Below are 12,042 nucleotides of genomic sequence, written 5' to 3' on the forward strand. Positions count from 1 at the left end.
GCAGAGATCACTGTGGAGATCACTGTGGAGATCACTGCGGGGCGGCGGTGCGCACTCCGGCACGGCGCGTCCGGGTCATCGGTCCGGGGTCACCCGGTGTTTGGAGAGGTGGGCCAGCACCGCCTGGTTGGCCTCCCAGCCGTCGGGGAACTTCACCGGCACGCCGAGCTGGACCGGCTCGGACGACGGGTGGGCGTCCAGAAGTTCGGGAATGCCCGCCCTGGCGACCACGACGCAGGCGTGGCGGTGCCGGGAGGTGAGCACGCACAGCCGCCCGGACTCCAGATGGAACGCGGTGGCGTCGCGGCGCCCGGACAGCGGGTGAAGCACGATCGTCACGTCGTACTCCCGGCCCTGCAGACGGTTGGCGGTGTCCACCGTGATCTCCGGCGGCACCCCGGCGGCCCTGATCGCGGCGACCTGGTCGCGGTGCGCGGCGCCGATGGCGATCCTGTCGGCGGTGACGGGATGGCTGCCGCGCTCGGAGTGCGCGACCGGGCCCCGCTGGAGCAGCCGCATCGCCAGCATCGCGGTCGCCGCGACGGCTTCGGCGTCGGTGCGCACCGTGTGACGGCTCGGCAGCTCGTACAGCGCCCAGCCGGAGACGGCCGCCTCCTCCAGCGCCAGGTCGTGGGAGGTGCGCATGCCGTTCACGGTGAACTCCAGCGACCTGTCGTCCGGACCCGTCCCCGCGCGGAACCCGGTGAACGGGTAGAACGCCTCGGAGACCACCGGCGCCGCCGAGGCGGGCAGTCGCCAGGAGACCGGCAGCCGGTGCACCGGCAGGTCGGGGTTGTGCCGCAGCAGCACCGAGACAGCGCTCTGCACCGGATCCCACGACAGGCCCGCCCACCGGTCGCCGTCCACGATGGAGAACGGGTCGAGCTGGCCGGGATCGCCTACGAACAGCGACCGCTCGAACAGCGAGGCGATGCGCAGCAACTTGTCCGAGCGCATCTGGTACGCCTCGTCGACGATGGCCCAGGGCCAGGTGCGGTCGCCGATCCAGGCCCACTTGTCGGCGGTGGCGATCACCACGGCCGGATCCCCCAGGTCGGGCAGCTTGCCCGCGACCGAGACGTTGGGGTGGGCGAGGACGCGGCCGGGGGTCACGTAGCCGCTCGCCGACAGGCGGCCGATCGGCAGGTCGGGGTGCTCGACCGCGAGCCGCTCCACCAGGTCGTCGACCTGCTCGTTGGTCTGGGCGACGATCATCAGCGGCTCGCCGGTCTCCGCGATGTGCCCCGCCGCCCTCACCACCAGCGTGGACTTGCCCGCGCCCGGCGGCGAGTCCACGACCACGCCGCGATGGCGGGGCAGGTCGGCCAGCACGGCCTCCACCACGGCGGCGGCCTCCCGCTGCGGGGTCGTCATGTCGTGCTCCCGTCGAGGCCCCCGTCGAGGTCTCCGTAAAGGCCCCGGTCACGGCCCGTCCCGCACGCGGTGGGACGAGGCGTCGCCCGGCGGCCCGGGATCCGGTGAACGCTCAAAGCCATTCCTCCTGCGCGTCGTCGTCGCCGGGTTCGTACTCCTGCGGAGGGCCGCCGTGGGTCCACGGCGTCTGCTCCGGATCGGGCAGTGCCGCCGACGACTGGAAGTCGTCCGTCAGTGAGGTGTACGAGACCTGCTCGCCCGGCTCCGGCACGGAACCGGGGGCCGGTGTCCTGCCCCGTCCCATCCCCTTGGTGACCTTGAGGGTGATCTCCCCGTCCGCGATCTCGACGATCTCGGCGGCGTGGCCACGCCGGTCGGGGCAGCCGACCGTGGTCCCCGGGAAGAGCCGCACCGGGTCGTCGGTCCGCACCGTGATCAGGGGTCTGAGCTTGCGCGAGCGGCCCTCGCCCTCGGTGTGCTCAAGGTCGGCGGACGTCACCGTCCCGGCGAAGGCCTCACCGCTCAGCCGGTACTCGGCCATGAGCAACGGGTCGTCATGGGCGCGCTGCACGTCGTAGCTCGCCCGTGCCCGTTCCAGCCCCGCCAGCCGCGCGGCGGCGCCGACCGCCCCGTCCCTGCGCGCCTGAGGCGGCCCGCCCTCGGCGATCCGCTCGACGAACCGGGTGAACGACCCGCGGTCGATCTCCCAGCGGTCCTTCACCCGCGCCCCCTCGGGCAGCGAGCGCAGCAGCTCCACGCTGCGCCACATCAGCCGCCAGGTGGGTTCGAGCTGGGTGCGCAGCGCCTGGCCGATCCGGTCGACGGCGCGATCGGTCGGCGCCTCCTCGTAGGCGCGGATCGCGGGGCCGAGCACCTCGTTGTCGAAGCCGGGGTCGGTGGTGGGGCCGGCGGGAGGCCAGAGCAGCGGGTCCTCTGCCTCCTCGGCCGCCCGCCGCCCGGACATTCCTCGCGGCGGATCGATCCATCCCAGCAGCGCCGCCAGGTTGGCGTCCTCCAGGTTGCTCTGCCCGGTCGCCCAGTGCAGGCTCAGCGCCTCGGTGGCGGCGAGCAGCGTCGAGGAGCCCGGCTGCAGCGACCGGTCGGCGAGATAGGTCAGCCACCGGCCGAGCAGCGGCACCGACGGATGCACCGGGTAGGGGCCCTCCGCCTTGCGGAAGCGGGTGGAGCGGCCGAGCAGCGCGGCGAACGAGGCCGCGGGCCGGTTCGGCACCAGGATCTGCGGCGCGTCCAGGCATCGCTCGTACGGCTCGCCGCTCTTTCGCTCGACCGTCTCGGTGCTCTTCTGGAACCCCTCGATGTACGGCAGCAGCACCTCGGCCAGCCCGGCGGTGAAGGCGAACCGCAGGTCCCGGTTGCGGGGCTGGGGAACGACGAGCAGCCGGGGGTGACCGGGATCGGTGCCGACCATGGCGGCGAGCGGCGCGGCGGCCTCGCCCGCGAGCTTGAGCGGGATGAACACCAGCGGCTGGGCGGAGACGTGGCAGTGCCGGACCGTGGTGATCCGCTGCGCGACGCCGTCCCTGGCGGCCCGCAGCCGCGCCAGCGCCGTCAGTGTGCTCACCGCAGCGACTCCTCGCGCAGCCGGTGCGCCAGCCGGAGCAGGTGGGCGATCTCCTCCTGGCCCTCGGCCACCTCACGGGTGCCCTCGGCCAGGCCGAGGGCCTCGTCCATGCCGGAGACGCCGCCCAGCTGGTCGCGTACCTGGCGCCCGAGCAGGTCGGTGGACCCGCAGGAGCGGGCCTCGTGACGGCAGAACATGCACATGTCGCAGGTGGACAGGCAGTCGGGCGCGTAGCGGGCGGGCACCTGGAGCAGTGCCTGGGCCAGTTCCTCGGCCGAGCGGGTCGGCACCCCGTCCTCGCCGGGGGCCAGATCGAAGGTGAGGCCGCCGGGCAGGTCCTCAAGCAGGCGCTCGACCCTGGTCATCCGGGCGAGCTGGCGGTTGAGCACGGAGAGATGCTTGCGTACGTCGACCAGCGCCGCCGTGGGGCGGTTGGCGAAGTTCTCCGGGCAGACGAGGACCACGTCGTGGGAGACGCGTTCCGGGTCGTGCCCGAGGTCGGCCATGAGCGTGCGCAGCGCCATGACGTAGACCGCCGCCTGTCGTGCCGCCGCCGCGACCTTTTCCGGCTCGGCCTGGCCGTCGATCACGCTGAACGACTTGATCTCGACGATGTGGAAGCGCCTCCCGATCTGGAAGGCCACGACGTCGGGTTCCAGGTAGGAGGTGTGCCCGGCGATCTCCAGACTGAGCAGCGGGTGGTCGTAGAACACCGCGGTCCCGTCGTCCTCGCGCGCCGCGCGGTCGATCAGCGCCCGGGTGTGCGAGTGCCGCAGATGGGAGCCGATGCTCTCCACGTCCTGGTAGCCGACCTGGGCGACCTCCAGGCCGAGCAGCTCGCGCAGGAGGCGCAGCAGCTCCGCGCACCCGTTCTCCTTCACCAGCGACTCGAACACGTTCCCGCGGGTGATCGCGAACTGGGACTGGCCGAACGGGGCGGGGAAGCCGACGTGCCTGGCCGTGAGGTCCTTGTCGACCCCCGCGGCGTCCATCACCGCCCGGCGGACGCAGCCGGGGTTGGCGGCGAGCGCCGCGATGGCCCGCGCGTCGTGCGGGCGGGAGGGCATCGGCCCGCGCAGCTCGTCAAGCCTGTTCAGGAAGGCCCTCTCCCCGAGCTTGTTCATGAACCGGTCTCCCCGTCCAGCCTGGTCTTCAACAGGCCCCCCTCAAGGTGTTCATCGCGGTGGCGCCGAACAGGCGCTCCACGTCCGGTAGTTGCCTCATCGCCCGTGCCGCCACCTCGGCCCGCTGCGCGGAGTCGGTGGTGAGGTGTACCTCCAGCTCGGCCCGTGCCGCGCGGATCGCGGTCGCCGGGTCGGCCGGGGCGAACCCCTCGACGGCGCCCGGGATGTTCTGCGCCATCCGCGACAGCAGCCGCACCGCCCCCGCGGGAGGTTCCGCCAGCCGCGTCAGGTGCTCGGCGACGCGCATGGCCGAGACGAGGAAGTCGACACGCGGGCTCAGCGGCCCCAGCACCCGCGACTCGGGTGGCCACGTGCTGTCGGCGAACAGCCCGCGGGCGGGGGAGAGGCGGTCGGTCAGTGCGGCGCACAGGTAGTACGGCCTGGCGTAGGGGTCACCGCGGAACGAGCGCTCCTCGTCGCGCCGCAGGCTGGTGAGCTGGGAGCCGCGCAACTCGCGGGAGAAGAAGGCGTCGTTCACCGCCACGATCAGTTTGGCCGCCGTCGGCACGCCCAGCATGGCCAGCGCCTGGTGCACCTGCTCCCTGATGGGCACCAGCGAGGTCTCGGGTTCGTGCGACGGCTCGGGGGCCTCGGAGGTGATCGCCGCGTCCCACGCCTGCTCGGCCCTGCGCAGGTCGCCGCGCAGCGATCGGGCGAGCGAGTTCTCCCTCGCCTTGACCGCCCGTCGCACCTCGGCGCGGAGCTCGGCTATTCGCCGCTCCAACGCGTCCAGTGAATCACTCACGGCCCGGAGCGTAACAGGAGTTCCACCAGCCTCCCTTGAATTCCAGCGAATTCCAGCATTAAGCGCGGCTCGTGTAATGGTAATAGGGGCACGAAAAGGGCATTTCAGGAGAAATCCATGGAGTGGAAGGCGAGGTCAGCCGACGCGGCCGCCTCTCACCTCGGACGGTGACCCGAACGATGCCCCAGACGATGCCCCAGACGATGCCCCAGACGGTGACTCGGATGGTGACTCGGATGGGAACCAGGCGGGGAGCGGGAGGGTGTGCAGCACGTCCAGCCGCGACACCGCGCGGGTCAGCGCGACGTAGAGCACGTTGGGACCCCGCTCTCCCGTGCCCGCGATCACCGCGGGTTCGGCCACCACCACATGGTCGTACTCCAGGCCCTTCGCCGTCGACGCGGGGACGGCGGTGACGCGGGCACCGCCCTCGATACCCTCGACGGCCGTGACGTGGGTCCCGTCGCCCTCGACCTCCTCGCCCAGGATGGTGATCTCGATCCTCGCCGCCCTCATCGCCGCCACCAGTGCGCCGAGGGTCGCGTCCGCGGCGATCACCGCGATCGACCCCTCATGGCCGAGCGCGTCGCGTACCGCGGCGACCGTGGCCGCGCAGAGATCGGGTGTCCGGTGGATCCGCAGGCGGCCGTCCGCGCGGAACGAGCGGGTCCTGGGCACCTCCACGGCCAGCTCCTCCAGCAGGCGGTTGGCGAGCGCGACGACGGCGGCCGGCACCCGGAAACCCGTGGTCAGGGCGAGCAGCTCCGCGTCCGGTTTCCCCAGGTGAGCCAGGTGGTCCCGCCAGCTGCGGGCCGCCCACGCGGTGGTGCCCTGCGCCAGGTCGCCGAGCACGGTGATCGAGCCGTGCTCGCTCCTGCGGGCGACGGCGCGGCACTGCATCGGCGAGAGATCCTGCGCCTCGTCGACGATGACATGGCCGTATCCCCTCGGACGCTCCAGCAGCCCCGCGACCTCGTCGAGAAGCACGAGGTCGGCCGCCGACCACCGGGCGCTTTTGAACGAGCGCGGCGGCCTGGCCCACAGGATCGCCGAGCGCTCCCCGGCGGTGAGGATCCCCTCCGAGGCGGTGGCGAGCGCGGCGGGGTCGCCGAGCAACTCCGCCACCACCTCTTCCGGGCGGACGGCGGGCCACACCGCGTCCACGTACCCGGTGACCGCCCTGGCCATCCGGCGCGTCCAGGCGGCGTTCGTCACCTGGCCGCGCGCCTCCGCCCGCCGCAGCAGAACGGCCACAATACGCGACAGCACGCGTTCACGGCCCACACCGTACGGGGTCGCCTCCCGCAGGGCGCCGTCCACGATGTCGTGGAACTCCTCCTGTCCCACCCGTCGGCGGTAGGAGCCGTCGGGAACGACGATCGGCTCCGTGGGAGCCGTCACCCGCCCGTACAGTGCCCGGCGCAGCACCTCCGCCATACGGACGTCGTGTTTGACGGCCGAGGCATCCTCGCCGTCGGCGCCACGGAGCGGCCCGCGCTCCAGCAGATCCTCCACGGTCGTCTGCTCGACGTCGACCTCGCCCAGTGCCGGAAGCACGGCCGAGACATAGCCCAGGAACGCCCGGTTGGGGCCGAGGATGAGCACGCCCGCCCGCGCGAGCCGCTGCCGGTGGGTGTAGAGCAGGTAGGCGGCCCGGTGCAGTCCCACGGCGGTCTTGCCCGTGCCGGGCGCCCCCTGCACACAGATCGACTCGTCGAGCCCGGCGCGGACCAGCTCGTCCTGCTCGGGCTGGATGGTGGCCACGATGTCGCGCATCGGTCCGACGCGAGGGCGCTCGATCTCGGCGGCCACGATCCGGCTCGCCGTACCCAGGTCCTGGCCGAGGTCGAGGCGCTCGTCCTCGAAGCCGGTCAACGTGATCGGCTCCCGCGACCAGCCGAAGCGGCGTCGCATGGACACCCCTCGCGGATCCCCGGCACTGGAGCGGTAGAACGCCGTGGAGACGGGGGCGCGCCAGTCGATCACCATGGGCTGACGGCCGGGACCGCCGGAGATATGGCGTCTGCCGATGTAGTACCGCTGCCCGCGGTGTTCGCCGGAACCGGGGCCGAAGTCGAGACGACCGAAGAACGGTGGGCCGTCCGGTTGCTCCTCCAGCTCCTTCGCGAGGCTCTTGAGGTGATACCCCAGCCTCTCCGCGCTGTAGCGGTCACCCGCCACCCCCTCGCCGACGACGACGTTCAGCCGCGCGCCCTCGATCATCCGGCGCATGGCCGCCTCACACTCCGCCAGATAGGCCCGTTCGTCGTCGAGTCCCGTGTCGGTCATCGCGCACCGCCCTCCTAAAAGCTTAACTCAGTCAAGATATTAACCGAGTTGCGCCTCTGTTAGGTTGGAACGCGTGACAGGACTGCGTGAACGCAAGAGGCGGCAGGTCCACGAGGCGATCTCGGCGGCGGCGATCGCGCTCTTCCTGGAGCGCGGATTCGACGAGGTACCGGTCGCGGAGGTGGCGGCGGCGGCGGGGGTCTCCAAGCCGACCCTGTTCAAATACTTTCCGACGAAGGAGGACCTCGTCCTCCACCGCATCTCCGACCATCAGGGAGAGGCCGCCCGGATCGTCCGCGAACGCGGACCGGGTGAGGCGCCGCTGGAGGCGCTGCATCGGCACTTCCTGGCCGGGCTGGAGCGGCGCGATCCCGTGACAGGGCTCAACGATCATCCCGAGGTGCTCGACTACCACCGGATGGTCTTCTCCACACCGGGTCTCGCGGCTCGGCTGCTGCACCACATGGCCCTCGACGAGGAGGCTCTCGCCGCCGCGCTCGCCGAGGTCACCGACGAGCTCACCGCACTGCTCGTCGCCGGTCAGGTCCTCGCCGCGCAGCGGGTGCTGGCCCGGCGCAACTGGCTGATCCTGGTCGGAGGTGCGACGGCCGAGGAGACCCACCCCTCGGCCGTCGCCGCCGCCGACCGCGCGTTCGCGCTGCTCCCCGAACTTCCCTGATCGCTTGAGGTAGGGGGCGGTCGGCTTTGCCTCGCCCCGCGTGTGCCGCCCTGTCGCGGGTCGGCGGCCGTATCCGATTCCGGTGCGGCAGACGGTCACCCCGGGGCGAGGAGGGGTGACGTGTGGGGTGAGAGCTAGCCCTTGACCTCCGTGCGGTCGGCCGACCACAGGGTGTGGAAGGAGCCCTCAAGGTCGATCCGCTCGTAGGTGTGAGCGCCGAAGAAGTCACGCTGGCCCTGGATCAGGGCCGCGGGCAGGCGTTCGGCGCGCAGCCCGTCGTAGTAGGCGAGCGCGGTCGAGAAGCCGGGCGCGGGGATGCCCAGCTCGGCGGCCTTCGCCACCACCCGCCGCCACGAGTCCTGCGCCAGGGTGAGCGCCTCGGCGAAGTAGGGGGCGGCGAGCAGGGTGACCGGCTTGTCGTCCGCCGCGTACGCCTCGCGGATGCGGTCGAGGAAGACGGCGCGGATGATGCAGCCACCCCGCCAGATCGTGGCCAGCGTGCCGAGGTCGAGATCCCAGCCGTACTCCGTGCTGGCGACCCTGAGCTGGTCGAACCCCTGGGCGTAAGCGACGATCTTCGAGGCGTACAGCGCCCGGCGCACGTCCTCGGCGAAGTCCTCGCCCACGGCCCCCGCCGGCACTCCCGACGGGCCGGGCAGGCCCCGTGCGGCCTTGCGCAGGTCCGCGTGACCGGACAGGGAGCGCGCGAAGACCGCCTCGGCGATTCCGCTCACCGGAACGCCCAGGTCCAGCGCGATCTGTACCGTCCAGCGGCCGGTGCCCTTCTGCTCCGCCCGGTCGGCGATCACGTCGACGAGCGGCTTGCCCGTCGCGGCGTCGACCTGGCGCAGCACCTCGGCGGTGATCTCGATCAGGTACGAGGACAGCTCACCCTCGTTCCACTCCGCGAAGATGTCCGCGAGCTCCGCCGGGGTCCGGCCGAGTCCTTGCCTGACCAGGTCGTATGCCTCGGCGATGAGCTGCATGTCGGCGTACTCGATGCCGTTGTGCACCATCTTCACGAAGTGCCCGGCACCGTCGGGGCCGATGTGCGCGCAGCAGGGCACACCGTCCACCTTCGCCGCGATGTCCTCCAGCAGCGGACCCAGCGCCTGGTACGACTCCTTCGAACCGCCGGGCATGATGCTCGGCCCGAGCAGCGCGCCCTCCTCCCCGCCGGAAACCCCCGCGCCGACGAAGTGGATGCCGCGCTCGCGCAGCGCGGCCTCACGCCTGCGTGTGTCCAGAAAGTGCGCGTTCCCGCCGTCCACGAGCATGTCGCCCGGCTCGAGCAGGGGAGCGAACTCCTCGATCACCGCGTCGGTCGGCGCACCCGCCTTGACCATGATCAGAATGCGTCGGGGCCGCTCCAGCGCCGCGACGAACTCCTCGGGGGTCTCGCAGGGGACAAAGGTTCCCTCGTGACCGTGCTCCTCGATCAGCGCCTTGGTCCTGTGCTGGGACCTGTTGTGCACCGCTACCGAGTGCCCGTGCCTGGCCAGGTTGCGGGCGAGGTTCGCCCCCATCACGGCCAGTCCTGTCACACCGATCTGTGCCTGAGACATCAAAAACCTCCAGCTCGAAAACCCGGTCTTCGCGACCGGAAGGAGAACGCGGCAGGATACCGTTGGCCGATTTCTCGAAAACCTGAGCGACATCGTGGTGAATGCCGCCACCTTTGGTGACCTACTTTGTGACCTACGCGGATCGGGAGGCGGACGTTCACGTTCCGCCTCCGTCCAACCGCGTCCAATTTTTCACGTCCGGGAAGGCAAGTCTGCACCCACCCCGATCGAACGTGCGAAGAAGGTCCCGGTACCGTGCCGATCGGTGGACGACCTGCTTTTCCGACGGTTCCGACACCCGGCGGGGACGAGCCCGCGCCGAGAAGACTCAGCGGCCGAAACTGATGACGCCCGGAAGCTCACGTCCGATGAGGCCGCCCAGGCACCGGTAGGTCCGAGCTCCGCTCTGGAACTGCTCCCGCGAGGGCGGCAGGATCGTCTTGTGCCACCTTGTCCGCCGGTCATTGCGCTCGTCGAACATGGAGGCGAACATCACCTCGTCCGAGCAGACCTTCTTCACCGTCGGATCCTTCTCCAGGACGGCCGGATCGTAGATGAGAGTGCCCCGGGGCAGCGGGGCGATCGCGAACGTCTCCCACACGTGGGGCTCCTGGCAGCTGATCCGCTTCGCCGTGGTGTCGCCCGCGATCGCGACGAGGCCGCCCCAGCACTCGTTCTTCGCCACGCACGCGGCCCCCGCGCCCGCCACCGCCGCTGCGGGGCAGGGGGTCGTGACCGTGGCGACCTCGAAAACCTCGCGAGCCGCGGACGTGCCCGTCTTCGGGGTCGCACTCTGGTCCTCGCCAGGGCTCTGGGGGGCCTGCGAGCCGGGCCGCTGCCCGGTGGACGGTGTCTGGTCGCGGTTCTCGATGTACATGAGCCCTACGCCGGCCATCAGCAGGATCGCGAAGGCCACGGCCACCGCGACGAAGACCCGCGCGTTCGACGCGGCCGGATGCTCCGGGGCCGCCGCGGGCGGCTGTGTGCCGGAGAGCCCTTTCACGCCCGGTGACGTCAGATGCGACCGCACAGGCTCCCCGCGCTGCCCCGGCGGTGTGCCGTACGGTGACGCGTGCGGCGGCATGGGCACCGGTGTCTTCTCCGGTGTCGAAACCGGCGGTGGAGCGGGCCTCGGGGCCCGGTGGGGGACGGCGGGGCGCGGAGCGTGGGACCGGGCAGGGGCGCCTCCCTCCAGACGCAGGTCCGTGAGGGCGTCGCGCAGCGCGGCCACCGAGGGGGTGCGGCGCGCGGGGTCGGTCGCCATGGCCTCCCTGAGCACGGCGGTCAGCTCCGGCGGCACCTCCGGGAGGTCGGGAACCGGCAGGCGGTGCAGGGCCATGATGACCGCGATGTTGACCACGCCGCTCTCGGGGAAGCGTGGCGGGCGCCCCGAGAGCAGCGCGTACAGCGTGGCGGCCAGGGAGTAGACGTCACCGGCGGCGGCGGGCTCGGTCAGCTCGAACGCCTCGGGCGGGGCGTAGGCGGGAGTGAGGGACTCCCGGGTCACCGACACCTCGCTGCCCGAGGACGGCATGGTGGCGAGGCCGAAGTCGGAGAGCACCACATTGCCGTACCGGTTGATCAGGATGTTGGCGGGTTTGATGTCGCGGTGCAGCACCCCGGCTGCGTGCGCGGCCGACAGCGCGTCGGCGATCCGGATGCCGATGTCGGCGACCTCGGCCGGCGGCAACCGCTTCTCGGCCCGCATCCGGTCCAGCAGAGACCCGCCGGGACACAGTTCCAGGACCATGTACGGCCGTCCGTCGGGCAGAACCCCCGCGTCGTAGACATGGGCGACGTGCGGGTGACCGGAGAGGGCGCCGGCCGAGGTCACCTCGCGCATGAAGCGGCGCCGGTCCCGCTCGGAGACCAGCACCCGGTTGTCCACCTTGAGCGCGACCTCACGATCCACCGCCAGCTGTCTGGCCCGGTAGACGATCCCGAAACCGCCCTGGCCGAGCACCCCGGACACCTCGTAGCCCGGTACCGCAAAGGCGCCAGCTCCGGCCACCTGCCACCTCCTGAAGACGAGCGGCAGATTACCGGAGTTTCCAACGCGAACCATGGGTGTATTCCCTTCCTTCCGCTACCGGGGTGCGCCGCGCCCGCCTCGCGTTGAGGGCTCACAGCCGGGACACCACATGGCCGGTCCGTCTCCGGCGTGCCCGGCATCCTCCGTTTTGTCGGAGCGGCTTTCCCTGAAGCGCGCACGCCACAACGCGCCTTGCTTCCATGCGAGGCGCGGTTGATTTGACGATGCGGGTCGGGGTTCATAAAGTTCACCAGACCCGAGGGAGACGGCGATGGCGCCGGGGCCTCGGAACCCTCTTTGATGATCTCTGCCTTGATGGGGCCTTTGTCCCTTAAAGAGGTCTGATTCGACATGAATCAGACCATCGAGTACGTTAGAAGGGTCCTCCTGAGAAGGGGGAGCTGTAAATTCTGAAACAGGTAAGCCGGATCGGGTCGGTTTGACACGAAAAAGCGGGCCTGAAAGAATAAAGGCACAACGAAAGAACAGAATAAAACGAACGCCCCGGAGTTCTGCCGGACCGGTTGGTCGGGTCAGGGTGATGGTGTACGCGTCCGTTTCTTGAGAACTCAACAGTGTGTTAAAAGCCAGT

The 12,042-nt window shown here is 71.0% G+C and carries 8 protein-coding genes; 1 reads left to right on the forward strand and 7 read right to left on the reverse strand.

Features of this window, described 5'->3' with window-relative positions:
- Positions 1-75: 75 nt before the first annotated feature.
- The 5 genes from ABT352_RS30660 to ABT352_RS30680 all read right to left on the reverse strand — a co-directional run bounded on the left by ABT352_RS30660 (position 76) and on the right by ABT352_RS30680 (position 7,174).
- Positions 76-1,374 (reverse strand): AAA family ATPase, encoded by a 1,299-nt coding sequence (locus tag ABT352_RS30660; RefSeq protein ID WP_350948447.1) that lies wholly within the window; start codon positions 1,372-1,374, stop codon positions 76-78.
- Between the two features lie 112 nt (positions 1,375-1,486).
- Positions 1,487-2,956 carry a hypothetical protein gene (locus tag ABT352_RS30665; protein ID WP_350948448.1) on the reverse strand — a complete coding sequence of 490 codons (1,470 nt, stop codon included), beginning with the start codon at positions 2,954-2,956 and terminating at the stop codon, positions 1,487-1,489.
- On the reverse strand, positions 2,953-4,080 hold the full coding sequence (locus ABT352_RS30670; RefSeq protein ID WP_350948449.1) for a hypothetical protein: 1,128 nt from the start codon (positions 4,078-4,080) through the stop codon (positions 2,953-2,955). Before ABT352_RS30670 ends, ABT352_RS30665 begins: the two co-directional genes overlap by 4 nt.
- A 28-nt stretch (positions 4,081-4,108) precedes the next feature.
- Positions 4,109-4,885, reverse strand: coding sequence for a hypothetical protein (locus tag ABT352_RS30675; protein WP_350948450.1), 777 nt, complete (start codon positions 4,883-4,885; stop codon positions 4,109-4,111).
- A gap of 135 nt (positions 4,886-5,020) precedes the next feature.
- On the reverse strand, positions 5,021-7,174 hold the full coding sequence (locus ABT352_RS30680; protein ID WP_350948451.1) for a HelD family protein: 2,154 nt from the start codon (positions 7,172-7,174) through the stop codon (positions 5,021-5,023).
- A 73-nt stretch (positions 7,175-7,247) separates the two neighbouring features.
- On the opposite strand from ABT352_RS30680, the gene ABT352_RS30685 reads away from it, so the two are divergent.
- A complete protein-coding gene (locus ABT352_RS30685) occupies positions 7,248-7,853 on the forward strand; it encodes a TetR/AcrR family transcriptional regulator (protein ID WP_350948452.1) in 606 nt (201 codons plus the stop codon).
- A gap of 134 nt (positions 7,854-7,987) precedes the next feature.
- On the opposite strand, the gene gnd is transcribed toward ABT352_RS30685, so the two are convergent.
- Positions 7,988-9,418, reverse strand: a complete 1,431-nt coding sequence (gene gnd, locus ABT352_RS30690) for an NADP-dependent phosphogluconate dehydrogenase (protein ID WP_350948453.1) — start codon at positions 9,416-9,418, stop codon at positions 7,988-7,990.
- A 328-nt stretch (positions 9,419-9,746) separates the two neighbouring features.
- Positions 9,747-11,483, reverse strand: coding sequence for a serine/threonine-protein kinase (locus ABT352_RS30695; RefSeq protein ID WP_350948454.1), 1,737 nt, complete (start codon positions 11,481-11,483; stop codon positions 9,747-9,749).
- Positions 11,484-12,042: the final 559 nt, after the last annotated feature.

It is taken from the genome of Streptosporangium sp. NPDC000563 (assembly GCF_040299985.1).
Classification (GTDB): domain Bacteria; phylum Actinomycetota; class Actinomycetes; order Streptosporangiales; family Streptosporangiaceae; genus Streptosporangium.